The 25,360-nt window shown below is 45.6% G+C and carries 20 protein-coding genes and 1 CRISPR repeat array; of the genes, 10 read left to right on the top strand and 10 right to left on the bottom strand.

The window, feature by feature from the left end; translation table 11 throughout:
- Positions 1 to 111: 111 nt before the first annotated feature.
- From LAY41_RS22165 to LAY41_RS22145, 5 genes are all read right to left on the bottom strand, one after another.
- A complete protein-coding gene (locus LAY41_RS22165) occupies positions 112 to 1,146 on the bottom strand; it encodes a hypothetical protein (protein ID WP_249102962.1) in 1,035 nt (344 codons plus the stop codon).
- A gap of 206 nt (positions 1,147 to 1,352) precedes the next feature.
- Positions 1,353 to 2,012 (bottom strand): translation elongation factor Ts, encoded by a 660-nt coding sequence (gene tsf, locus LAY41_RS22160; RefSeq protein WP_249102960.1) that lies wholly within the window; start codon positions 2,010 to 2,012, stop codon positions 1,353 to 1,355.
- Positions 2,013 to 2,049: 37 nt separating this feature from the next.
- The gene (rpsB, locus tag LAY41_RS22155) at positions 2,050 to 2,847 is read right to left on the bottom strand and encodes a 30S ribosomal protein S2 (RefSeq protein WP_249102958.1); all 798 of its coding nucleotides are present in this window, start codon (positions 2,845 to 2,847) and stop codon (positions 2,050 to 2,052) included.
- A 157-nt stretch (positions 2,848 to 3,004) separates the two neighbouring features.
- Positions 3,005 to 3,604: a hypothetical protein gene (locus LAY41_RS22150; protein WP_249102956.1), complete on the bottom strand. Its 600-nt coding sequence runs from the start codon at positions 3,602 to 3,604 to the stop codon at positions 3,005 to 3,007.
- A gap of 211 nt (positions 3,605 to 3,815) precedes the next feature.
- Positions 3,816 to 4,757 carry a glycosyltransferase family 2 protein gene (locus tag LAY41_RS22145; RefSeq protein WP_249102954.1) on the bottom strand — a complete coding sequence of 314 codons (942 nt, stop codon included), beginning with the start codon at positions 4,755 to 4,757 and terminating at the stop codon, positions 3,816 to 3,818.
- Between the two features lie 179 nt (positions 4,758 to 4,936).
- Here LAY41_RS22145 and LAY41_RS22140 point away from each other — a divergent pair, with 179 nt between their 5' ends.
- On the top strand, positions 4,937 to 6,142 hold the full coding sequence (locus LAY41_RS22140) for an argininosuccinate synthase (RefSeq protein ID WP_249102952.1): 1,206 nt from the start codon (positions 4,937 to 4,939) through the stop codon (positions 6,140 to 6,142).
- A gap of 171 nt (positions 6,143 to 6,313) precedes the next feature.
- Here LAY41_RS22140 and LAY41_RS22135 read toward each other — a convergent pair whose 3' ends face one another.
- The gene (locus LAY41_RS22135; protein ID WP_249102951.1) at positions 6,314 to 7,114 is read right to left on the bottom strand and encodes a pentapeptide repeat-containing protein; all 801 of its coding nucleotides are present in this window, start codon (positions 7,112 to 7,114) and stop codon (positions 6,314 to 6,316) included.
- 359 nt (positions 7,115 to 7,473) lie between these two features.
- Here LAY41_RS22135 and LAY41_RS22130 point away from each other — a divergent pair, with 359 nt between their 5' ends.
- Positions 7,474 to 9,303, top strand: coding sequence for a glycosyltransferase family 39 protein (locus tag LAY41_RS22130; protein WP_249102949.1), 1,830 nt, complete (start codon positions 7,474 to 7,476; stop codon positions 9,301 to 9,303).
- Between the two features lie 290 nt (positions 9,304 to 9,593).
- Here the strand turns inward: LAY41_RS22130 and LAY41_RS22125 are convergent, their stop codons facing one another.
- On the bottom strand, positions 9,594 to 10,298 hold the full coding sequence (locus LAY41_RS22125) for a M15 family metallopeptidase (protein WP_249102948.1): 705 nt from the start codon (positions 10,296 to 10,298) through the stop codon (positions 9,594 to 9,596).
- A 258-nt stretch (positions 10,299 to 10,556) separates the two neighbouring features.
- Positions 10,557 to 14,174: a CRISPR direct-repeat array (repeat unit 37 nt; unit sequence GTTGAAATCACCTATAATCCCTTTCAGGGATTGAAAC).
- 25 nt (positions 14,175 to 14,199) lie between these two features.
- Between LAY41_RS22125 and LAY41_RS22120 the strand changes: the two genes are divergently transcribed.
- Positions 14,200 to 14,349, top strand: coding sequence for a hypothetical protein (locus LAY41_RS22120; protein WP_249102946.1), 150 nt, complete (start codon positions 14,200 to 14,202; stop codon positions 14,347 to 14,349).
- Positions 14,346 to 14,555 (top strand): hypothetical protein, encoded by a 210-nt coding sequence (locus tag LAY41_RS22115; RefSeq protein WP_249068664.1) that lies wholly within the window; start codon positions 14,346 to 14,348, stop codon positions 14,553 to 14,555. Before LAY41_RS22120 ends, LAY41_RS22115 begins: the two co-directional genes overlap by 4 nt.
- Before the next feature lie 63 nt (positions 14,556 to 14,618).
- Here LAY41_RS22115 and yidD read toward each other — a convergent pair whose 3' ends face one another.
- Positions 14,619 to 14,864, bottom strand: coding sequence for a membrane protein insertion efficiency factor YidD (yidD, locus tag LAY41_RS22110; protein ID WP_249102945.1), 246 nt, complete (start codon positions 14,862 to 14,864; stop codon positions 14,619 to 14,621).
- Positions 14,865 to 14,924: 60 nt separating this feature from the next.
- Between yidD and LAY41_RS22105 the strand changes: the two genes are divergently transcribed.
- Together LAY41_RS22105 and LAY41_RS22100 are read left to right on the top strand one after the other, a co-directional pair.
- A complete protein-coding gene (locus LAY41_RS22105; RefSeq protein ID WP_249102943.1) occupies positions 14,925 to 15,617 on the top strand; it encodes a diacylglycerol/polyprenol kinase family protein in 693 nt (230 codons plus the stop codon).
- 557 nt (positions 15,618 to 16,174) lie between these two features.
- Positions 16,175 to 16,951, top strand: coding sequence for a hypothetical protein (locus LAY41_RS22100; protein WP_249102941.1), 777 nt, complete (start codon positions 16,175 to 16,177; stop codon positions 16,949 to 16,951).
- Positions 16,952 to 17,119: 168 nt separating this feature from the next.
- Here the strand turns inward: LAY41_RS22100 and LAY41_RS22095 are convergent, their stop codons facing one another.
- On the bottom strand, positions 17,120 to 17,269 hold the full coding sequence (locus tag LAY41_RS22095; protein ID WP_249102939.1) for a hypothetical protein: 150 nt from the start codon (positions 17,267 to 17,269) through the stop codon (positions 17,120 to 17,122).
- A 520-nt stretch (positions 17,270 to 17,789) separates the two neighbouring features.
- On the opposite strand from LAY41_RS22095, the gene LAY41_RS22090 reads away from it, so the two are divergent.
- The 4 genes from LAY41_RS22090 to LAY41_RS22075 all read left to right on the top strand — a co-directional run bounded on the left by LAY41_RS22090 (position 17,790) and on the right by LAY41_RS22075 (position 22,290).
- Positions 17,790 to 19,187 carry a nicotinate phosphoribosyltransferase gene (locus LAY41_RS22090; protein WP_249102937.1) on the top strand — a complete coding sequence of 466 codons (1,398 nt, stop codon included), beginning with the start codon at positions 17,790 to 17,792 and terminating at the stop codon, positions 19,185 to 19,187.
- A gap of 13 nt (positions 19,188 to 19,200) precedes the next feature.
- Entirely contained in the window at positions 19,201 to 19,800 is a 600-nt protein-coding gene (locus LAY41_RS22085) for a nicotinate-nucleotide adenylyltransferase (RefSeq protein ID WP_249102936.1), read from the top strand.
- Positions 19,761 to 20,507, top strand: coding sequence for an NUDIX hydrolase (locus LAY41_RS22080; RefSeq protein ID WP_249102935.1), 747 nt, complete (start codon positions 19,761 to 19,763; stop codon positions 20,505 to 20,507). Before LAY41_RS22085 ends, LAY41_RS22080 begins: the two co-directional genes overlap by 40 nt.
- 91 nt (positions 20,508 to 20,598) lie before the next feature.
- Positions 20,599 to 22,290: an NAD+ synthase gene (locus LAY41_RS22075; RefSeq protein ID WP_249102934.1), complete on the top strand. Its 1,692-nt coding sequence runs from the start codon at positions 20,599 to 20,601 to the stop codon at positions 22,288 to 22,290.
- Between the two features lie 129 nt (positions 22,291 to 22,419).
- Here the strand turns inward: LAY41_RS22075 and LAY41_RS22070 are convergent, their stop codons facing one another.
- Entirely contained in the window at positions 22,420 to 25,257 is a 2,838-nt protein-coding gene (locus LAY41_RS22070; RefSeq protein ID WP_249102933.1) for an FG-GAP-like repeat-containing protein, read from the bottom strand.
- Positions 25,258 to 25,360: the final 103 nt, after the last annotated feature.

The raw sequence follows: 25,360 nt of genomic DNA, 5'->3' as shown, positions 1-25,360 counted from the left end.
AATCGATTATTGAGAAATGTCAGATTTTAGATTTGAAATTTATTTATTTTTAAGATTTTAAATCTAAAATCTGGAATTAATCAATTTACCAAAGACTTTTTCAACTAAAAATTATTCATCGAACCAGCTGACACGCCAAGCGGATTCGGCTTCAGCAACTGCCCGTTCGCGCTGCTTTTTCTGATAATCGCGCCGCAGATTGCTAAGTTTGGCCGAGAGGTTGCGAATCTGGTGCCGCCCAGCTGCCACCAAGGAGTCTGCAAACTCAATCTCCGATAACCGCAGATGAATAGCAATCAGCTGTATCAGAGTCGAGCTTTGCGAATCGCTTGAGCGTAGCATCTCCGTTGGCGTTGGCGATCGCCTGCGGTCAGGCATAGGTTGTCCGAAGGGCATAGGAGAATCGTTTTCAGTTTCAATTACCAAGTTTAATAGATTGGGCAGCCCCGGCACGCTCTCGCCAGACGCCTCTACTTTGGCGGCTGCTTCCAGAACTGGTTCGGGCAATTTCTTAGATAATATACCCGATCGCTGTAATTGGCGATTTGTGTCGCGAGAGACTCTTTGGAGGCTTTTAGCGATCGCAGTCTCCAATTTCTCCTGCCAAGCGGCCAATTCCTCTGGGTTTCTCACAGAATCGGTTTGAGTTTGTACGGGCGAAGCATTTGCGCCCAAATTTTCCTCCACTTGCCCAGAGATGCTGGCCGCAAATGCTGCGCCCGTACTTGATTTTAAAAATTCCCCCGCTCCCCCGCTCCCCTGCTCCCCTACCAGTAAGGCGTTTATCTCGGTGAAAACATCTTGTTCTGCGGCGTCATCGTTCTTAGAGCCATCTGTAGGAACTTGGGGGGGTACTGCGGAGGTTGGCGAATGCAATTGGGCGAGCAACTTTTGTTTGGCATTTTCGCCTAGCTGGCGAATAGCCTGCTGCAATTGTTGCCGCTGACTGAAAGACAAACTCAGAAATGCGTCAGGGTATCCTTGGGTACACAAATGATAACTTGCCAAGATCAATTGCTGCCGCATTGCCTGCCCCAAGCCCGTCAGGTAACGGTCGTAGGTATTGTAGAACTCTTGTGCTAGAGCAGAAGTTGCCTCTTCCAGCGCCGCTATATCCCGCTCAATTTTCTCAATTGCTCTCGCCATCACCTTATTACAGCTGCAAAGTTTGCAGAACTCCTCTTTTTAGGATAAGCCACAAATCAAAAACAGGTCATCCATACAGATTGACCTGTTTTTTTGCTACTCAATAGACATCTCAGAAATTAAAGGTGCGTTACCTGTAACCCTTGTAGAGACGTTGCATGCAACGTCTCTACATTCTTTGAAAGGAGATGACTAATGATTGCCACCTAATTGCTGCCCATTTGAGCTGCAACTTCCTCAGCAAAGTTACTCTCCTTCTTTTCCAGCCCTTCGCCCAGCACAAACCGGACAAAGCGACGGACTTGGATATTTTCACCCAACTTGGCTACGTGCTGCTTAATCAGCTCATCCACCGAGATATTTTGGTCACGGATGTATGGCTGATCCATCAAAGTCATTTCTTTGAGGCGTTTTTCAATGCGACCCTCAACAATCTTTTCTTTGATGTTGACTGGCTTGTTCCCCAAGTCATCCCGCCCCATTTCGATCGCCTTTTCCCTCTCAACGATTTCCGATGGAATGTCGCTGACTTTGACGTACTCCACATTGGGACAAGCCGCAATTTGCATGGCAATGTTTTGCACCAGGCTTTTGAAGTCTTCGTTGCGGGCTACAAAGTCGGTTTGGCAGTTTACTTCCACCAATACCCCAACTCGCCCACCAGTGTGGATGTAGCTGCCTACCAGCCCATCTGTTGCCGATCGTTGTTCTATTGCCCCAGCACGGGCTAGCCCTTTTTGCCGCAGCCATTCAATGGCTTTAGCCATATCACCGTCGGTTTCTTTGAGCGCTTTTTTGCAATCCATCATGCCCACGCCGGTTTTTTGGCGCAGCTCTTGAACTACTTTTGCTGATATTTCCGCCATCTTGTCTGTTCCACTCTGTTAACGTTTTTAACGCTGATTACTCCTCAGTTTCTGCCTCCTCATCTTCTTCGACGAATTCACCATCATCGAACTCGGAGTCTTCTTCAGCGCTTTCGTAATCTTCGTAGTCCTCTTCTGCTTCTGCTTCCAGCTGACCGTGACGACCTTCATAGATGGCGTCAGCCAACTTACCTACTATTAGCTTAATTGACCTGATGGCGTCATCGTTTGCCGGAATGGGAATATCCACCACATCGGGATCGCAGTTTGTATCTAGCAGGGATACGATCGGAATCGATAGCTTCTGGCATTCTTGAACTGCGTTATACTCCCGTCGCTGATCCACAATCACGACTATATCGGGTAGTTTCCGCATCGCCTTGATGCCACCCAGGTATTTTTGCAGCTTTTCCATTTCGCGGCGCAAAACTGCTGCTTCTTTTTTAGGCAGCAGGGCGAGTCCCCCGCTTTCTTCGCGGCGTTCCAATTCTTTCAAACGCTCTACCCGCGTCTTGATCGTGGCCCAGTTCGTGAGCATCCCGCCTAACCACCGTTGGTTGATGTAATAAGATCCACAGCGAGCGGCTTCTTGTGCCACAATACCGGCTGCTTGACGCTTGGTGCCGATAAAAAGAAACTTCTTTCCCTGCTCCGCCGCAGTACGCATATAGCTGTAAGCGTCTTCCATCAACTGGGCTGTTTGTACCAAGTCGATGATGTGGACTCCATTGCGGGAGGTGTAAATATAAGGAGACATTTTGGGGTTCCAACGGCGAGTTTGGTGCCCAAAGTGAACTCCCGCCTCCATCATTTGAGCTAAAGAGACAACTGGCATATTTTTTTGAACTCCTTTCGGGTTAAACCTCCATCCGAGCGTATTTCTTGGGACTTATATCTTCCCCAAGAAACACCCGAATTCTCGAATGTGTGATTTTAGACAACATTCCCTAAGCTAGCACAATTTTGCTTAACTCTGGGCAGTTGACATGAGATCATTGAGCTACATCTAGTTCGTGGTTACGGCTGAGCTGGGTAGCTTCCTTAGTTGTAGAATCGTAAGCCCAAGCTTGGATAACTACTTTACCTGCTGGCAAATTAGAAGGCTTGATTGTAGCGTTCCAACCAGAGCTTTTATACGCAGGATTGTTCAATGCTTTGGCAACATCGGGTCTTACTACATTTACTGGAGCAACTGCCAGTACTTTTTTATTGTCAGCTTGGGTGATAATTACGCTATCTGCTGTTTTGCCTTTGTTGGCTATAACAGCCCAACCGCTCAGCTTAACAGGAATTGCTTTGGAGACTTTGTGAGATGTGGCACTGGACTCATTAACTACATCAAAAACACCATATAGGGCACCTGCTGTTGGTGTTTTAAATTTTACTTCACCGACATTTTTTAATTCAGAGCTAGATCCGCTGACTGTCGAGGATGTTGTCTCAACAGCAGGTGCTGCTGAATTTGGTGCAGCTGCGGTCGAGGAATTATCTGGTGAAGTTGGATTAGAAGCGCTTTCAGAGTTGCCAGAGCAAGCAGCTAATGAAATAGCTAGTACCGAAATCACACCTAAAATTTTGGCCTGTTCAAGCATAAGTATGTCTTAGTTTGTTAATTGCTGTACTACTGGAAGCTTTAACTTCCACCAAACACCCACAAGACGGGCAAAGCCCGTTTAAATAACTGTATTAAGATACCATAACTTTGCTAGTTTCTGCTTAGAGTTGTAGGGTTAATCCCTTCGGGCCAGAAGATTATCTATCATTCTTTTTCCCCTCTGCCCCTCTGCCCCTCTGCCCCTCTGCCTATTTTTGGGGCTGCATTTGAGCATAAGCTGCATAAACTGCGCGAACGTTGTACCAATTCAGAAAAATTCGAGCAATTTCTAGCGCTAATTGGGGTTTACCTCTGTCTATTAACGCTTGCAAAAATGGAGCCATTGTGCTTTCGTTGAGGCGACCGCCCAGAGAGAGGAGGCCCCAAAGCAGTCGGTGCAGCCCGGTCATTTGGATCATCATGCGAACTTCCCAGGTAGGATGTTTTTGGTAAAATAGAACACCCATGCGCCCCCGCTGAATTTCTCTGTCGATCGCACTATCAATCTGTTCTAAGGAAAAGGGTGGGTGCCAGTGGTAACCAACGGCATCTGGGGATTTTATCAGTTTTAAACCAAATTTTTTCAGTCGGACGCCGAGTTCTAAGTCTTCCCAGCCATAGAGTTGAAAGCGGGTGTCGAACAGTCCGGCTTCTTCTAGCCAGTGACGAGCGATCGCAACATTCCCGGTCGCAAAATAAGCTGCCGAGAAGTCAGTCACTTTGTACGGTTCGGCAGTCGGGTGATCGAAGTTACAGGTATTGATAACGCGACCGTAGGTAAACAGGCGATCGCTACCTACTGTACTATAACCTTCTACCAAGGCGTTAGCGTGTGCCTGAAGGAAATTTTCTGTGACTACCAGGTCGCTATCAATAAAAACGATCGTGTCGCCTGTTGCCTTTTTTACACCGAGATTGCGGGCGGCTGCTGGGCCTTGGTGGTCTTGCGAGAGCGATCGCACGTGGGGAAACTCAGTCGAATGTGCCTCTAGCCATTCCAGAGTGCCATCAGTCGAACCATCATCCACCAAAACAACATCATAGCCTCGAACGACGCTACCGGCAGACAAATGCTGCTCCTCCAAAGCTCTGAGGCATTTTTCCAGAATGGGTTTGCGATTATAAGTTGGAATGACAACGCTGAAAAACACCTATAGAACTGCTCATGGCGAATGGCTAATGGATAATTGTAAAGACTTATTAAACAATTAGCAATTAGCGCGAGTCTTGGCCTTCCTATCCCGGCGTTTTGCTAAACTGTGCCTTCACTGACAAGAATGGGCATAGTAGTGGTGGATAATAAGGCTCGTTGTTTTGCTGAATTGAAATAATGGGTCGCGCCAATAAAGTTGTGCTGGCATATTCGGGAGGAGTCGATACCTCCGTCTGTATTCCTTACCTCAAAGAAGAGTGGGGCGTAAAAGAAGTCATTACTCTGGCAGCGGATCTCGGTCAGGGAGATGAATTGGAGGCAGTGCGAGAAAAAGCGCTAAAATCGGGTGCAATCGAATCGCTAGTTGCCGATGCAACTGAAAGTTTCGTCAAAGACTATGCCTTTCCAGCGATTCTAGCTAACGCTCTTTATGAAAATCGCTATCCCCTCCAGACAGCGCTTGCCCGCCCGCTGATTGCTAAGCTTTTGGTTGAGGCTGCCGAAAAATACGGTGCGGATGCTGTAGCGCACGGTTGCACCGGCAAGGGAAATGACCAAGTTCGCTTTGATGTTTCTATTGCTGCGCTTAACCCCGATATCAAAGTGCTGGCACCGGCACGGGAATGGGGGATGAGTCGGGAGGAAACGATCGCATATGGCGAAAAATTTGGCATTCCATCCCCGGTGAAGAAAAAATCTCCTTACAGTATCGATCGCAATTTATTCGGTCGCAGCATTGAAGCGGGGCCATTAGAAGATCCTTGGACAGAACCGGAGGAAGAAATCTATGCGATCACAAAAGCGATCGCAGATACCCCCAACGAGCCAGAATATGTAGAAATTGACTTTGAGCAAGGCATTCCCACAAAAGTCAATGGGGAAGCGCTTAACCCCGTCCAGCTAGTTACCAAACTCAATGATATCGCTGGAAATCACGGCTTCGGACGGATTGATATGCTAGAAAACCGTCTCGTGGGCATCAAATCGCGAGAAATCTACGAAGCACCCGCTCTTTTGCTTTTAATTAACGCTCATCGTGACTTGGAAAGCCTTACTCTGACAGCAGATGTCACCCACTATAAGCGCGGTATCGAAGAAACTTATACCCAACTTGTCTATAACGGTCTTTGGTACAGTCCTCTCAAAGCAGCTTTAGATGCTTTTGTTCAAAAAACCCAAGAGCGAGTATCGGGAACGGTGCGCGTCAAACTGTTTAAGGGCAATGCCAACATTGTAGGACGCAAGTCAGACAAAACTCTTTACAGTCCTACTTTGGCAACCTACGGTGCTGAAGATCAGTTTGACCATAAAGCTGCTGAAGGCTTTATCTACGTTTGGGGACTCCCCACTCGCGTTTGGTCGCAGAAAAACCGCCAATCATAGTCAAAAGTCAAAAGTCAAAAGTCAAAAGTCAAAAGTCAAAAGGAAAGAGGGACTCTTGAGGACTCTTCCTTCCAAGCAACTACTTATGACTGCACCCAATCATAAGAAAGATATGGGAAAATTTTGCTTTCTCCTCCCTATTTTGACTTTTGACTTTTGACTTTTGACTTTTCACCATCCTGAATGGGGCAGACCCAAACGGTTAGAATTTGGGGGTTTGGAGTTGGCTTGCAAAAAATTTAGATAGGAGACATTTGGCCCAGTAGGGTTCGACCTGGGAGGCTCATTTTGTCTAACCGCAACGGGATCGTCTCTGTAGAGTCCGATCGCACCATCCAGTCGCGCATTTGCTAAATTGGCACCAGTGAGGTTGGCACCACTCAAGTTGGCACCAGTGAGGTTGGCGTTGAGCAAGTTAGCATCCCTCAAGTCCGCACCGCTGAGGTTGGCATCTTGCAGGTTAGCACCCACTAAGCGAGCATCGCATACAGTGGCATTAGACAAGTTCGCTTCTAACAGATTTGCATTGCCCAAATTGGCACCACCCAAATCAGTACCGCAGAGGTTGGCACGAGTCAGATTGGCCCCGATTAAACTGGCACCATCTAAGTCGGCACCATTCAGGTTGGCTTCGCTCAAGTTGACATTAACTAAATTGGCAAACCCTAAATCGGCACCGCAGAGATTGGTTTTACTCATGTTGGCATCAAAGAAGTTGAGCCCTTTGCAGTCTGCGCCACTCATGTCAGCATTAGCCAAATTAGCCGAAACCAAGTTAGCAAAACTTAGATCGGCACCGCTTAAATTAGCACCGCTCAAGTTGACGCTATTCATATTGGCAAAAACCAATTTAGCACCGCTCAAGTCGGCACCGCTCAAATTGAGCCGCGCCAGGGTTGCTTCACTCAGGTCGCCTCCCTGACATTGTTTGGTTTCTATCAATCGTTTGATATGTGCTATATTTCCGGCCATATTCTTGCTACTTGTTCCTGATATAAAAGGTTTTTTCTGATACAGAACTTACGCAAAACCTTGGTTTTGCCCCCCTAGCCCCCCAGATTTGGGGGGCTAGGGGGGAGAAAAGCGTAAGTCCTATGCTATTTGGCGCTTGTTAAGCGATCGAGATCGGCAAATATACTGTTAAGTAAAAATTGATAGAGCCAAACATTAGTAACCAAAACGGGTACTAGCTGTTTAGAAACCATCTCAAATAGGCTAATGCTTATTTACAAAGAGTTAGGAGCAGATCGGGAAATTTTTTGGAAAAAATCACTGATAAAAACAACGTATTGTTTAAAATGCTTGCAGAAATTTTGTGGTAGTGATGAGCAATGCTTGATGTTTCCAAATGGCCCTGGTTAAAAGATTTATCCCAAAGTCGCTGGTTCCACCCTATGCTGCTGTTGGTGTGGATAGCTGTGGGGACTGGTTTGCGCTTTAGCCGCCTGGAGATGAAACCGATTTGGACGGATGAGTTTGCGACGATCGTATTTAGTCTGGGCAATACGTTTCACACGGTGCCGCTCGATCGCGTTCTAGCTCTAGACACGCTCCTGCAACCCCTGCAATCCCATCCAACGATCGGTATTGGGGGGGTTATTAATAGGTTATTTAGGGAGAGTACGCACCCTCCTGTCTACTTTGTGCTGACTCACTTATGGCTGAAGCTGTTTCCCTTAAATGAGGGATTGACTTTGCTGTGGGCGTCGAGGGCCCTTTCAGCTTTGTTTGGTGTGGCGTCTATTCCAGCTATGTTTGGCTTGGGTTGGTTGGCGTTTCGATCGCGCTTGGTGGGGCAATTGGCAGCCGCAATGATGGCTGTGTCGCCTTTTGGGGTTTCTTTGGCTCAAGAAGCTCGTCATTACACATTGGCAATCTTATTGGTTATTGCGTCTTTGAGTTGCTTTGTAGTAGCTATTGAATCGTTACAAAAGCGATCGCCTCTACCAGTTTGGGTAGGATTAATCTGGGTAGCCGTTAATAGTTTGGGCATTGCAGTTCATTATTTTTTCGCCCTCACTTTGATTGCGGAAGGGTTTGTTTTGTTGGCAATTTGGGTTAGGAATTGGGCAATTTCTCTCCCCTCCCCCTCTCCCACTCCCCCCCTCTCCCACTCTCTCAGCCACTGGTGGCGCATTTTAGCGGTGGCAGCTGGCACTCTGGCGGGGGGTTTGGTTTGGTTACCTGTTTTGCAAGATATTAAGGGCAATGAATTGACTAAGTGGGTTTATGAGGGCGATCCTGTTAGCAATTTCCTTTGGCCGATCGTGCGATTTTTCTTATGGGCGATCGCAATGCTGTCGTTGTTGCCGGTAGATATATTAAGTTTAGCATTGACGATCTCTTCTGGTGTAGTGACGGCAATTTTTGTGATTTGGGTTGTACCGATTATCTGGCGCGGTTTTAGTTCGCAGATGGAACAACAAAATATCCGTTTGGGGATAATAGGTTTGGGCGGATATGTGTTGGGTATGCTGCTGCTGATTTTCGGCTTTACTTACGGTTTGGGGATGGATTTAACGTTAGCGCCGAGGTTTCAGTATAACTACTTTCCAGCTGCGATCGCTCTACTTGCTGCAACGCTTGCCCAGTCAGTCAAAAATCAAAATTCAAAAGTCGTTGAAAGAAAAGAAGCAAAAACAGTTTTTCATCTTTTCTCGTCGTTCTCAGACGCTGCGTGGAAACGCTTTTGCATTATTTGGCTGATGGGATTCATCGGTGCTATAACTGTAATTTGGAATCTTGATTATCTTCAGCACGAACGCGGCGATATGGTGGCTCAAATTATTCAAAAAGAATCCCAAGCGCCTGTACTTATTGCTACGACTCATAAACACCACGGTCAGACTGGTAGAATGATGGGGATTGCTTGGGAATTTAAACGCCTCAATATCTCGAATTCTGTTGCTAGTAATCCTCAGTTTCTCTTAGCTCATATACATCAAGGTTGGTGTTATGGTGATTTATGTAATGACCCTGAGAAAAATCCGGCTAGTACGCTTCCTGAAACGGTGGATAGTTTGCCAAAACCTCTGGATGTTTGGTTGTTGAATTTTCACGCGCCTGAACTACTTGACTCACATAATTGTACTCTCAAGGATCGTCGTTCTTTACCAAAAGTTGAAGGTTATAGGGTTCGGCATTATCAATGTTATAGCTAGGGAGTAGTGCAAGTGGTCAGTGGTCAGTTGTCAGTGGTCAGTTGTCAGTGGTAAAAATCAAGATTTCCAGAGCAATCATAGTTATATAGTTAAGGCTCGTATTAGGTACGTTGTTGCGCTTTAGCGCTCTTATTAAAACTAGGATAAGAGCGCTAAAGCGCAACAACGTACCCGGAAAGTAAGTAAATAGCAACTTGAGTTAGTAGGAATCCAGTATAGGGAAACTGATAAAACCCAGAAACCCGGTTTCTTGGAGAAACCGGGTTTCTTTCTAAATTTCCAATCCCAATTTAAATTTTTCCATATCGCGCTATAACTGGATTATTAGGATCGGCCCGATCGCATAACCACGCCCACATTTGATCGCCGCAGGAGAAATGCCACCATTCGTTAGGATGACGCTGAAATCCAGCTTTTAGCATGACATTCAACAATAGTTGGCGATCGGTATGATATTGTTGTTCTAGTGGATTGGTGCTATTGGCAAAGTAATCTGGATGGGATCTTGGTGAAATTTCATCAATGGCAGAACCCATGTTAATTGTGTTGCCGTTTTCGTCTACGAGGGTAAGATCGATCGCAGCACCTGTACTGTGTGGCGGCGGTGTGGCTGGATCGAGGCTTGGTGGGGCCCAAAATTGATAGACTTGTTCCCAAATCTTTTCTATCTCAGTTTCTGATAGTTGGGATAATTTTAATTGCTGAGCCTGAAGTAGTTCGGCGAAGCTGTAGTCTACCATGAATCGTTGTACTTCAATTGGTCGATAGGCATCAAATATTTGGATGCGCCAGTTGGGATGTTGTAGCTGTAGCTGGTGTTGGGCTTCGATGAGTTTGGTGAGGACTGTTTGGCGGAGGTAATAGGGCGATCGATCTCCGTAAGGTGCTGATAATTTTTGGTAGGGGTGGGGTGATTCGACGGCGAATAGTTCTAGGGGAATGGGTGCGATCGGCTCTTGACATTCTAAAATGGGGATATTCTGGTAGGGTTTCATCGGCTGGTTGCGACTACGGGGGGGTGTTTTTCAGGATAGAGCAATTTTTGGGGCTGGATTCCTTAGCTGGTAATGGTTTGGGTGCGATCGGGCCGAATTGGAGGTAGTCGCAAATGCTAGGATGCTTGCTACGACTGGGTTTTAGAAGAAATTTTTTCCAGGCTATTTACAAGCCGTCGCCTGAAATGGTACATTTATTCTTGGTAGTCGCAACTGAACCTCGAAAACTAAATAGGGTAAGCGTTTGGAAGGTGTGCAGTTGAAATCACCTATAATCCCTTTCAGGGATTGAAACGTTATTAGCTGGCTCCCCAAATTCACAGCGAAGGATTTGTTGAAATCACCTATAATCCCTTTCAGGGATTGAAACACTGGAGAGGCAGAATAGCCTTTTTGAACGAAGGTTGAAATCACCTATAATCCCTTTCAGGGATTGAAACTTACTAAGCGCTTGGAAAGCCCCTTTTCCTATCCTCTTAGGTTGAAATCACCTATAATCCCTTTCAGGGATTGAAACACGGTTGGGATTATGTTGCACCACCGAAAGCAGAAGTTGAAATCACCTATAATCCCTTTCAGGGATTGAAACTCTTTGGATTGATCTTTTCATCTTCGTTTTTAGTTGAAATCACCTATAATCCCTTTCAGGGATTGAAACCCTCTAACTGTAAAGACCAAACAGCAGTATTTCTAGTTGAAATCACCTATAATCCCTTTCAGGGATTGAAACTATGAAATAACACCCAACAGACGTACTGAGGAGAGTTGAAATCACCTATAATCCCTTTCAGGGATTGAAACAAATTCGACCAAGTTCCGCACTGTGCGAGCCAAAGTTGAAATCACCTATAATCCCTTTCAGGGATTGAAACGCATTTCGGAAGCTATCTTGCCATCATCAGCCGAGAGTTGAAATCACCTATAATCCCTTTCAGGGATTGAAACGAACGGTGTCAATCGCCTGTTTTTGCTCTGCAATAGTTGAAATCACCTATAATCCCTTTCAGGGATTGAAACTGCGTATGCCACTACCAAAAGAATAGCGGCTATTGTTGAAATCACCTATAATCCCTTTCAGGGATTGAAACTTTGGGGGTAGATGAGGCGATCGCTGTCGAACTCGCTGGGTTGAAATCACCTATAATCCCTTTCAGGGATTGAAACGCTTCCAATCCAAGAGCAAAGGTAAGTTTGTGTGAGTTGAAATCACCTATAATCCCTTTCAGGGATTGAAACTTGAATTTCAATCCAAGAGTAAACTACATTCCAGCCATAGTTGAAATCACCTATAATCCCTTTCAGGGATTGAAACAGGAACTTTACAGGCAAGAATAGTACATCTCCAATCCGTTGAAATCACCTATAATCCCTTTCAGGGATTGAAACTTAATTTTGGCAGCTAGGATGGGGTTAAATCTAGTTGAAATCACCTATAATCCCTTTCAGGGATTGAAACAAGTCTTCAGTACTAGATAGCTCTAACATCCTTTGGTTGAAATCACCTATAATCCCTTTCAGGGATTGAAACTGCAGTTTTACCCCCTCGGTTAAGGCTCCTTGCTGAGTTGAAATCACCTATAATCCCTTTCAGGGATTGAAACACTGGGTTTCGTGCTGCTCAGAATAAATTTGAGATAGGGGAGTTGAAATCACCTATAATCCCTTTCAGGGATTGAAACAGGTTTTGGGCGGCGTTGCACCGTCCCGCAGGCGTTGAAATCACCTATAATCCCTTTCAGGGATTGAAACAAGGGCAGACTCCCAAAGTTTGCAATGCTCTGGTTCTGTTGAAATCACCTATAATCCCTTTCAGGGATTGAAACCGATTGAATAGTCCTCACTTGTTTGTTCCATCTAACGGTTGAAATCACCTATAATCCCTTTCAGGGATTGAAACATTCTGGCACGCTGCCGTAATCATATCTGTTGTTTGTTGAAATCACCTATAATCCCTTTCAGGGATTGAAACTTGTTGTCCCGGTTCTAGGCGCTGCTGGCAGTTGGGTTGAAATCACCTATAATCCCTTTCAGGGATTGAAACCACCCCACAGCTGCGGCCTCTGAAGCAAACGAACAGTTGAAATCACCTATAATCCCTTTCAGGGATTGAAACTTCCTGTTAATTGTTCTAAATGTCACTACCGATGGTTGAAATCACCTATAATCCCTTTCAGGGATTGAAACCTTGCAGTAGACGCTCGCTCCTTGATGCGCGGCTGTTGAAATCACCTATAATCCCTTTCAGGGATTGAAACTTAGTTCTGGCAATGTATCGGGATTTTCTAGCATCAATTCGTTGAAATCACCTATAATCCCTTTCAGGGATTGAAACGGCTTCCCCCAGTCGAGGGCAGGCAGAGATTAAAGTTGAAATCACCTATAATCCCTTTCAGGGATTGAAACTGAACCTCCCGGCCCATCAGACGAAGGGACGTAGGTTGAAATCACCTATAATCCCTTTCAGGGATTGAAACACTGGAATTTGTACTACTCTGTTCTTCGTGGTGATTGGGGTTGAAATCACCTATAATCCCTTTCAGGGATTGAAACCTTCCTACTAAATATCGGTTTACTAGACTACTTATGTTGAAATCACCTATAATCCCTTTCAGGGATTGAAACCAGATGGGTTCAGGGCGTTCCTTGCATGGGAGACACTTCACTGTTGAAATCACCTATAATCCCTTTCAGGGATTGAAACGCTCAATACTTGCTCTAACTTGCTCAATTCTCGATGTTGAAATCACCTATAATCCCTTTCAGGGATTGAAACAAAATCTAATTGCAAAAGAGTTGGATTACTTTCCCAGTTGAAATCACCTATAATCCCTTTCAGGGATTGAAACATATTGTTTGCGATCGCACCTCCCATCTCACCTAGTTGAAATCACCTATAATCCCTTTCAGGGATTGAAACATTTGATTCAGTTACCAATTCAAGGACAAGCAGGAGTTGAAATCACCTATAATCCCTTTCAGGGATTGAAACGAACTGTCGCGATTGCGAATTGCGGGGTATTTCTTGGTTGAAATCACCTATAATCCCTTTCAGGGATTGAAACACCTTTCTTAGCTCCCATCTCAATCCCATAATCTAGTTGAAATCACCTATAATCCCTTTCAGGGATTGAAACCCGGGTATCGCATCCCCACCAGTTGTGGAACTGGGGGTTGAAATCACCTATAATCCCTTTCAGGGATTGAAACCCCTTGGCTCCGTTTGTAGATGGTGTTGTTGGTAGGTTGAAATCACCTATAATCCCTTTCAGGGATTGAAACTCCCTTCTTCGCGCCCATACCAATCCCATAATCTACCTCTGTTGAAATCACCTATAATCCCTTTCAGGGATTGAAACTCTGGGTGGGTGGGTGGGATATAGAAGAAAAACCCCCCCCAAGTTGAAATCACCCATAATCCCTTTCAGGGATTGAAACTACCATTTAAAGAGCGGTAGATTACTCTCATCCAAAAGCTTGTTGAAATCACCCATAATCCCTTTCAGGGATTGAAACCTTAAACTCATTTATGTAGCTATTTGTATTTTTCTTTGTTGAAATCACCCATAATCCCTTTCAGGGATTGAAACAGTTAAGTGCAAGCTCAACAGTAAAGGTGAAGAGGGTTGAAATCACCCATAATCCCTTTCAGGGATTGAAACCTTCCGCGCTTCGCTTGGTCGATCCCCCCACGTTGAAATCACCTATAATCCCTTTCAGGGATTGAAACTTTCTCCCATTGGAAACAGCGCTCCAATTCTCGTTGAGTTGAAATCACCTATAATCCCTTTCAGGGATTGAAACATCATTTTATTCATAGAGAAAGAGTCAAAGGTTTATACGTTGAAATCACCTATAATCCCTTTCAGGGATTGAAGCAGATTCATATTATTCTCGGTTTTATGTGACTTTGCGACGTATTTATGACGCGCAACCTGTAGCTAGCCGTGATATGCTAGAATTGCTTGCTCGATCTATTAATGAAGCTACTGCTGCCTTACCAGCCACCGCTGCCAGTATCGAAGAAATCAAGAGGAACTGGAATTTGCCATGACTAATCAACCGAGAATTCCTGACCCAGAAACTAGAGCGCGTTCTGTCGCTAAAATGCGCGAAGTCATCAAACGATGGGATGTTTTGATTACCGACTTGGACGAATTGAATGCACGATTAGAAGCAGAAAATCAAAGCAGTTTTGAAGAAGCACGACAAAGAGGAAATGCCAGACGAAAAGCAGCACAAAATCAGGAAAATATATAAAAAATAAATCCACTTCCATTAAAGGAGTGGTTGAATAACTTAACTAACAATCACCCATCTCCATCAAAGATGGGAATCTTTTTTTCCAGGATTATCCAAACTTGGCACCGGATCGTAACCGCCGGGGTGGAAGGGATGACAGCGCAATATCCGCAGAATCGTCATCCAACTGCCGCGCAATGGGCCAAATCGCTCGATCGCCTGCATACCGTACTGGGAACAAGTGGGAGTATAGCGACAGCTGGGCGGAAACAAGGGCGAAACAAACATCCGATAGCCTTGAATCAGCCAAATCAGTAACGTTTTCATATTGGTAACCAGATCTAATACAGTGTAAATAAGGATTCACTTAAATCTTTCCATAACACAGTGCCACCTTTCGGTCAAATTCCCCCTCTCTGGTTCCATATTGCGATCGCCGCAATCTGGGTAGGCGCGGTTGTTTTAACCGCCGAATTGCTACATCGCTACACCAACACCGATCCAGAAAAAATTCGCAAAGTAGTTCACATTGGCACCGGACAAGTGATTCTGCTGGCATGGTGGCTGCAAATCCCCGCTTGGGTAGGGATTACCGCTTCAATTCTAGCCAGTGCAGTTACCCTTTTGTCCTACAAGTTTCCGATCCTACCCGGTGTCAACAGCGTCGGGCGCAAAAGCTTAGGAACATTCTTTTACGCAATCAGTATAGGTATTTTAACTGCTTGGTTTTGGCCGTTGCAACAACCCCAGTACGCCGCTTTGGGGATTTTGGTCATGACTTGGGGGGATGGACTCGCAGCCCTGATTGGGCAGCGATTTGGCAAACATCCCTACAAAGTTTGGGACATTCAAAAAAGTTGGGAAGGTTCCCTGACAATGGTACTCGTCAGCTATGCCGTTAGCAGTCTGATTTTGCTGGTGGCGCAAGGTAATATATGGCAAACGTGGATAATACCAATACCCGTCGCCATAGTTGCTACCGCCTTAGAAGCTTTCTCCAAGTTGGGTATCGATAATCTCACAGTTCCGATCGGCAGTGCTGCACTGGGTTTTTTCTTAAGCCAGCTGCTACTTAGCTAACGCACTCTACAAAATATGACATATTGTGCTTTTTTATACTAATTATTTTTTTAAGAAAAACCGAATTATAAATTACTTAATATTTATTAATGTTACAATAAATTAATAATACTTCTTGAAACCTCATTACTTCCGTCTTGATGCAGCTCAGCCGTTTGCGGCTGGGGTTGAAAGCCCTTGGCTACCTGTGAGGCGGGAATGCGATCGGGCCTTTTTTACCAGACGACTAAAGTCGCGGCTACACAAACCAAGCCCGCCTGCGCGGGCTTTAAGAAAAAGGGAGTAGTTAACCAGGCTTGATAATGATTTTTTGACACAAAAGCTTCTGCTTTCGACATATTTATGATACCGTGTCGCTACAAAAATGTTCCTTATGAACATTAGCAGGCCGGATTCCGAAAGACCCAGATGCAGCCCATAACTTAATAATTATTTCGATTGAGAGAGTTAAACACAAGTTAGCTCATTTCTTCCGATAGATAAAAGCACCAACCTTTCTGAGCGAGTATAAATCATTAGTAAAGAACAACAGTACTTTTTTAACAACCTCTAAGTTTATGACTTTTTTCAACACCACCATACCCCCTCTGCGTCGCAAACCAAAAAATGTCAATTTTCAGGATTTACCTGGAGCGTGGCGCGTCAATTTACAGATAGGAAACATGACCTTATATTCAACCTTTTATACCAAGTTGGATCAAGCTTGTATTTTGTGGGCTGCGATCTCGGTGGCAATTTTTGCCACAGCACAATTTTTCCCGATAGACTGGACACTGCAAGCCTTTCTGTGGACAGTTCTCACCCTTTTCGGCACAGTAGCGATGTGGAAGTTAACGCGGGGTTGGATGAACGAGGAGCCTTTTAAGTCCATTATTTATTGCTGGGCAATTTTGATGCTGGGCGGTCTTGTGGTGACTGACTTGAGTATCTTCTTTAATTGGGGGGAAGTTTTGATGGGGCTGTGTCCTTTGTGGTTGGGTTTGAGTGCTTTGGGTTACGCTTATACTGGGTTCGCAATGCGATCGCGCACTTTCCTACTCACCAGTTTAATTCACCTCTTGGGTATATTGATTCTCCCTTACGTTGGACTTTGGCAGTTTCTCACCACTGGAATCGTAATTGGGTTTAGCGTATTTCTATTGGCTGAGTTTGAATGGGATACCACCGCCTCATGCAACGGCAACCCAGGTAATTACGATTTAGTGAACTCCCAAGCACAACAGCTTACTCCTTTCCCGCTCTCAAGAATATCTATAAAGCCGCAGAGGGGCGCTTGTGCAGAGGAGCAGAGGGTAAAAAGAATAATAGATAATCTTCTGACCCCAAGGGAGTAACCAGCCGCAAGCGATACACCAGTAATTATAGCGATTTTTTAGGGTATAAGCATTCGCAAAAAAAATACAAGCCCAACATTGTAGAGAGGTTTCATGAAACCTCTCTACAGCAGATCGATATAAGGGGATCATTGAAGGGGATTCCGTATAACACTTACCTCCAATCAACTACCAATCCGATGTATTCGATTCCTTGAAGCTGTCACCATCAAAGGGTTGTACGCCTATTTCTGGATAAGCATCGTCAGTCGGGCTAAAAATTCGCGCTACTGCCGAGAAAAATAGAGTTACGCTGTCCAACATTTGGTAAATAGTCATATAATTTTTCCTTCCGTTCTAGTATTGAGAGGCGAGATAATTTAAATATCTCTAACTTCAATTATTGATAATTTTAGAGGTTTGGAGCGACTTTGCAACACTTCTTTGACTATGTTTGCAATACTTTGCTTATATTCACATAACTATTGGGTCTATGGTCAAAACTCTATAATTTCTTAAAGTTTCGTTATATCTATTTGTCCTTATTAATCGAGTAAGTTGAAAACAACTAATTTCCAGTTTACATCCTCGGCTCTTTGAGAGTTGTTATGCTTTTGTTAAAGAAATAACATTTTTATTCCTCTGCTCCTCTGCCCCTCTGCTCCTCTGCCCCTCTTAAGGGGCAGAGGGGCAGAATTTAAACTAAAAATACTATTAAGAAAATTGTATAAATAGCTGCAATCAGCAAAAATATCCCCATAAGGTCTAGCTTTGCAAAATCTTTAATCAAAATCCCTTGACACTATTATGGTAAAAGCTACTATAATCGTAGCAACCAACCACGCTAGGAACCTGGGCCATGAAAATTGCCCCTGACCGTAACCGCCTGCACCTTGCCAATCTCGATCGAACTGAAACGGCACAAGACAAGGAACTCACCGTCTGTTCTGAAGATTACAGCCTTTTGACCGACCTGTATCAGCTGACAATGGCAGCCTGCTACGTAGGTGAAGGTCTAGATCGACGACAAGCAAGCTTTGAGCTATTTGTGCGCCGATTACCAGAAGGTTTTGGCTATTTAATCGCGATGGGCTTGCAACAAGCCTTGGACTACCTAGAGAAATTCCGCTTTAGCCCAAGCCAGATAGAAGCTTTGCAAGCTACAGGGATTTTCGATCGCGTACCAGATCGATTTTGGTCGCTTTTAGCAGAAACCCGTTTCACTGGCGATGTGTGGGCAGTACCAGAGGGAACGGCAGTATTTGCCAACGAGCCGCTGCTGCGAGTGGAAGCACCCTTGTGGCAGGCTCAGCTGGTGGAAACTTACCTGCTCAACACTATTAACTACCAGACTTTGATTGCCACAAAAGCAGCTAGGGTGCGAGATGTGGCTGGCCCAGAAGCAATGTTGCTGGAATTTGGCACCAGACGTGCCTTTAGTCCCCAGGCTTCTGTGTGGGCAGCTCGTGCAGCGTTGGCAGCTGGATTGGATGCCACATCAAATGTACTGGCTGCTGTTAAACTCGGTCAAAAGCCTAGCGGTACGATGGCTCATTCTTTAGTGATGGCCTTAGCGGCGACATCTGGTAGCGAGGCGGAGGCGTTTACAGCGTTTCACCGATATTTTCCGGGTGCGCCCTTGTTGATTGACACTTATGATGCGATCGCAGCTGCCGAAATGTTAACAGAACGGGTAAACTCAGGCGAGATGAAATTGTCTGGTGTGCGGTTAGATTCTGGCGATTTAGTTGCATTATCCCAAAAAGTGCGATCGCTCTTACCCAACGTTCCCATCTTTGCCAGCGGAGATTTAGACGAGTGGGAAATTGCTCGATTAAAGAGTGCGGGTGCTTGCATCGACGGTTATGGATTGGGAACTAAACTGGTTACTGGTTCGCCTGTAAATGGAGTCTATAAACTTGTAGAAATTGATGGCATTCCTACTATGAAACAGTCTAGCAATAAAACTACTTATCCCGGTCGCAAGCAAATCTTTCGTCGTTTTGAAAACGGTCTTTTTCAATCAGATAGACTGGGACTCCTAACAGAAAATTCAGAGGAAGAACAGCCTTTGTTACAGTTAGCGTTCCAAGATGGTAAGCGCTTGTGGGATGAAACTTTAGAGCAAATACGCGATCGCACTGCTGCCTCGGTTGCTAGTCTACCACCCCAAGCTCGTCAGATCGATCGCCCAACTTCCCCACCCGTAGAAATCTCCGATGCACTGCTAAATTTAACCCAAAAAACAAAACGCTAGCCCCTAGCCCCTAATGAACAAAATTGCTCTTTTTGGTACTAGCGCCGATCCGCCGACAGCCGGACATCAAGCAATTCTGAGTTGGCTATCGCAAAACTATGACTGGGTGGCAGTCTGGGCATCTAACAATCCTTTTAAATCTCACCAGACGCCCCTAGAACACCGAGCCGCAATGTTAAGCTTATTGATTGAGGATATTAACCCTCCCCGGTACAACATCGGTTTGCATCAAGAACTGAGCAGCCCCAGAACTTTGGAGACAGTCGAGAAAGCAAAGGCAAAATGGCCTTTTGCAGAACTGACCCTAGTGATTGGGGCCGATCTCGTTACTCAGCTGCCGCGTTGGTATCGAGTTGAAGATTTGTTGCGACAAGTGGATCTGCTAGTGGTGCCCAGACCTGGATCTACCATAGAAGATGCTGCTTTGGTGCGGCTTAGGGAGATGGGAGCCTCTGTAGCGATCGCAACTCTCACCGGCCCAGATGTTTCCTCTACAGCTTATCGTGAAAATGGAGACACAGAAGCATTAACGCCTCCCATAGAGGCATATATTTATCGAGAGCATTTGTACGAATGTCAGGACGCGGCACAAAAAAGGTTGCAGATACGTTAAAAAAACAGGCATTAGCCGACTTCAAAGTCGGTGTTGATAACGTAATTTTCTCAGTCGATACCGAGCAAAATCGACTGCTGGTTCTATTAGTAATGCGAGATGACGAACCATACTTAGGGCAGTGGTGTTTACCGGGAACACTGGTAAGAAAAGGAGAATCTCTAGAAGATGCAGCCGATCGGATTCTCGCCGAGAAAATCAGGGTAAAAAATCTCTACTTAGAACAATTGTATAGCTTCGGAGGGCCGGGTCGCGATCCTAGAGAAGCACCAGATAGTTTTGGAGTTCGTTATTTAGCAGTAAGCTATTTTGCGTTAGTACGATTTGCGGAAGCCGAACTGATTGCCGATGGCGTTAGCGGTATTGCCTGGTATCCCATTAAACAGATACCGCCATTAGCCTTCGATCACAATGAAATTTTGGAGTATGGCTATCGACGTTTGCGAAATAAATTAGAGTATAGTCCCGTTGCTTTTGATGTATTACCGGAGGTTTTCACTTTGAGCGATCTTTATCAATTTTACACAACTGTTCTAGGAGAAAACTTTTCCGACTATTCCAATTTTCGCGCCCGTCTGCTAAAGTTGGGATTTTTGTGCGACACGGGTATAAAAGTATCGCGTGGTGCCGGTCGTCCCGCTAGTTTGTATCGCTTTGATGCCGAAGCTTTTGCACCGTTAAAGGATAAACCACTGGTTTTTATTTAGTTTTTTGGTCAGTTGTCAGTTGTCAATTGTCAATTGTCAGTTGTCAGTTGTCAGTTGTTAGTGTATATTCGTGTCGTGCTGGTGATTAGTCATGAAAATTGCGATCGCTCAACTCAACCCCACAATCGGGGCCCTCACCGATAACGCCCAACAAATTCTCAATGCTGCCAAACAAGCATCTGATTTGGGTGTCCGTTTGTTATTGACCCCGGAACTTTCCCTCTGTGGATATCCGCCACGGGATTTGTTGCTAGACCCCAGCTTTGTCGAGGCGATGGCAACTACTTTGCAACAGCTAGCCAAAGATTTGCCACCCAATTTAGCCGTGTTGGTAGGAACAGTAGAACCGAATCCAAAAGCGTACACCAATGGCGGTAAATCCCTATTCAACAGCATCGCTTGGTTAGAAGAAGGCAAAGTGCAACAAATCTTCCACAAACGCTTACTGCCTACTTATGATGTATTTGATGAAGACCGCTATTTTGAGCCCGGACTTCAGCCTAATTTCTTCACCCTCACTCTAGAAAAAGGGGAATCGCTAAATAAACTGAAAATAGGTGTAACCATCTGCGAAGATTTATGGAATGATGAAGAATTTTGGGGTAAACTCAGTTATAACATTAATCCTATTACTGACTTAGCCCGGTTGGGTGTAGATTTGGTTGTGAATTTATCGGCATCGCCTTATAGTGCTGGGAAACAATTATTGCGGGAAGCGATGTTGCGGCATTCAGCTACACGCTTCAATCAACCCATTATCTATGCTAATCAGGTGGGTGGGAACGATGACTTAATTTTTGATGGTAACAGTTTTGCCTTGAATCATACAGGCGAAGTAGTGTGTCGCGCCTGTGGGTTTGAAACAGATTTAGTGTTGGTAGATTTTGATGCGGAAACAGGAGATTTCGCATCTGTACAACCGGCATCTGTGGCACAGCTACCAGATTGTCAAGAGGAGGAAATTTGGTCGGCGTTGGTGTTGGGAGTGCGAGATTATGCCCGGAAATGCGGGTTTTCTAAAGTTGCGATCGGTTTGAGTGGAGGAGTAGATTCGGCATTAGTTGCAGCCATTGCAGCGTCAGCTTTGGGTGCAGAAAATGTTTTGGGCGTCCTCATGCCTTCTCCCTACAGTTCCGATCACTCAGTTACGGATGCTTTGGCGTTAGCCGATCGTATTGGCATCAAAACTCACACACTGCCGATCGGCCCTTTGATGCAAGCTTACGACAAAAATTTGGAAGATTTGTTTGCTGGGACAGAGTTCGGTATTGCCGAGGAGAATATTCAATCGCGGATTCGCGGTAATCTATTAATGGCGATCGCAAACAAATTCGGCTATCTCCTCCTCTCCACTGGCAACAAATCAGAAATGGCCGTTGGATACTGTACCCTTTACGGCGATATGAATGGCGGATTGGCGGCAATTGCCGATGTTCCCAAAACCCGCGTTTACTCTTTGTGCAAGTGGCTGAATCGCAACGGCGAAATTATCCCTAATAATATCCTCACTAAAGCACCCAGCGCCGAACTCAAACCAGGTCAAGTAGACCAAGATTCTCTGCCACCTTATGATATCTTAGATGATATTTTGCAGCGCTTGATTCACGACCATCAATTACCTGGACAAATTGTTGCCGCCGGACACGATCCAGATGTGGTGAAACGAGTTATAAAAATGGTGGCGCGGGCTGAATTCAAACGACGACAAGCACCGCCGGGATTAAAAATAACCGATCGCGCTTTTGGTACTGGTTGGCGAATGCCGATCGCTAGTAAGTGGTGATTGCGAATTTAGGTATGTAGTTGCGCTTCAGCGCTATCTTAAAGAGCGCTGAAGCGCAACTACATACCAAATGTAAATCTGACAGAGAATAACACTGTTGTTGCTGTGCTACTACCGCAGCCGATTTGACTAGATAAGAGCGATAAAATCCGGGAGTCCGATCGCATTAACTTGTATCCCATTCAAAGTAGCCAACAATTCGCCACCAGCTTTCACACTAATAATAGTGTTATTATCGCTTTGCGCTAAAGTCAACTGTTCAAAAGTCAAACCACCAGCCAACCCAATTAAATCTCGACCATCTTGGAAATCGCTAATTGTATCAGAGCCTTTTCCAATTGCCAAGACAAAAGTGTCATTACCACTATCGCCTGTCAGTAAATCATTACCTAAATCACCAGAAAGCAAATCATTACCACCACCGCCAATCAGCGTATCATTATCTTTACCACCGTAAAGAATATCATTCCCATCTTCGCCAGCAATACTGTCATTGCCAGCATTACCGTTAATCAAATCCTCATTGCCACCGCCAAATATCGTATCATTCCCCAAATCACCATAGAGAGAGTCATCGCCCTTTTCACCAAACATCAGGTCATCATTTTTACCCCCATGTGCCAAATCGCTACCTTGACCGCCCCGGATAGTATCATTGCCAGAATTACCATTGAGAACATCGTTACCAGAGTTACCGTTGATCAAGTCATTGCCTTTGTCACCCGAAATCCAATCGCGACCGCTACCACCAAAAGCAGTATCATTACCTTGACCGCCAAATAAATTATCGTTACCGGCTTTGCCATCAAGCAAATCATCACCAGCCGTGCCATAAAGCGCGTCATTAATAGCACTACCGATGAGGGTATCGTTGCTGCCATTACCAACTTGCGTGTTATTAACTTGATTGGGGTCAAGCGAGACAGAGGGAAGCTCATCTAAAATTGTCAGAGTTGCGGTGGGTTGGTTGTTATTCAACAGCACACTGACGTTGCTGGACCCATAGTTCGCCACAGCCATGTCCAGCTTACCGTCGCCGTTCAGGTCTCCCAGAGCGACTCCAAAGGGCTGCATCCCAACATCAAAGTTGATAGCCGGACTAAAACTTCCCCTCCCATTACCCAATAACACACTGACGTTGCTGGACTTATAGTTCCCCGTTACCAAGTCCAGCTTACCGTCGCCGTTCAAGTCTTCCACGGTGATGGAAACGGGTTTAGTCCCCACATCAAAGTTAGTAGGAGAGCCAAAACTGCCTGTCCCATTACCCAACAGCACACTGACATTGTTGGAGTTCTCGTTCGGCGCGGCGATGTCTAGCTTACCGTCAGAGTTGAAGTCTGCCACTTTGATGGCCAGGGGATTAGCCCCCACAGCAAAGTTGGTAGCAGCACTGAAACTGCCCGTCCCATTACCCAACAGCACACTGACGTTGCTGGACCCATAGTTCGCCACGGCCATATCCAGCTTACCGTCGCCGTTCAAATCTCCCACGCTGACGAAACCGGGTTTAGTCTCCACAGCAAAGTTGGTAGCAGCACTGAAACTGCCCGTCCCATTACCCAATAGCACACTGACGTTGTTAGACCTATTGTTCGCCGCTACGATGTCCAGCTTGCCGTCAGAGTTAAAGTCCGCCACGTTGATGATAAACGGACCGGCCCCCACATCAAAGTTGGTCGCCAAGCCAAAACTGCCTGTCCCATTCCCCAACAGCACACTGACGTTGTTGGACTTGGAGTTCGTCGCTGCTATGTCGAGTTTGCCGTCCGAGTTGAAATCTCCCACAGTAACGTCAAAGGGATTGGTTCCCACATCAAAGTTAGTAGCCGGGCTAAAACTGCCTGTCCCATTCCCCAACAGCACACTGACGTTGTTGGAGCCAAAGTTCGCCGTTGCCATGTCGAGCTTGCCGTCAGAGTTGAAGTCTCCCAGTGTGACGGTATTGGGACTCATCCCCGCCACAAAGTTGGTCGGGGGGGTAAACTCGATACTACTGCCGGAAGTTTGTCCCAAGATATAGTTAGGACTGGCGGTGAGGTTGACTTTTACTGTTTCCCCAACAGCCTCTATTACCGCATCTTCTACGGGTTTTACCACTAGGATGGCGCTGGTGGAACCCGCTGCAATTGTGAAGCTGGTGGCGGTTACTGCGGTGATATCGATGCTATTAGCTAAGTCAAAACTGTAATCGCTTGCAAAAGTGGCTGTACTTCCTGTTGTGTTGAAGTTAACAGTCAAACCCCCAGCTGGTGCGGGGTTATCCAGGGTGACGGTAAATGTACCGTCGGTAGGCCCCGATTCGTTGGGTGCATCTCCAGGGGCAATGGTGACCGTGGGGATGGTGTTGAGCAACACACTGACGTTGCTGGTTCCATAGTTCGCTGCTGCGATATCGAGCCTGCCGTCGCCGTTTAAGTCCCCTGTGGAGACGGCATACGGATTACTTCCGACGCTGAAATTAGTGGCGTCACCAAAGGAAGCTGGGAAAACGCCTGGGTAGAGGCTGTATGTTTCTGGCAAAAAGGCAGGGGGGGATAAATCGGGGAGGAGGTTACCGAGGCGGTGTTCTAAGTGCCAAGTTCCGCCTTTGCTGGGGTGACCGACTCGGTGCGCGGAGGCGGCAATATTTGCGCCGGTAAGTTGGTGGAGTTGTTGGAGGAAGTTGGCACCTATTTCTCCGGCGGCGACGTTGCAGCTATGTATATAGATGTCGAGTCCGCAAGAGAATAAATTTTGATATTGTGCTAAGGAAGCCTCGTTGAGAGGGGTCTTTCCCAAATGCAGACAACCCGGTTCGCCGTGACAAACGATGTGCAAGCTAGAGGCGGGATAATTATTTAATGCCTCTGTAATTTGTTCTATCCCATCAAAATTCGGGTCAATAATTATAACTTTGGCGCTGCTGCGGACACCCGCTGCGAGCATTTGATAAGCTTCTACTCTGGGGTCAATTATTACTAGCATTTTTTTCTACTTGATTTGTTATTAGTTATTGGGAAAGAGAAGAGGAGAATTTTAGATTTTATTTCAATCTGAAATCGGAAATTTAAAATTTGAAATCGGAAAT

The organism is Argonema galeatum A003/A1 (assembly GCF_023333595.1).
In the GTDB taxonomy this organism is placed as follows: Bacteria; Cyanobacteriota; Cyanobacteriia; order Cyanobacteriales; family Aerosakkonemataceae; genus Argonema; species Argonema galeatum.
Note: the sequence above shows the minus strand (reverse complement) of the source record. Positions and strands in the feature narration are given on the sequence as shown.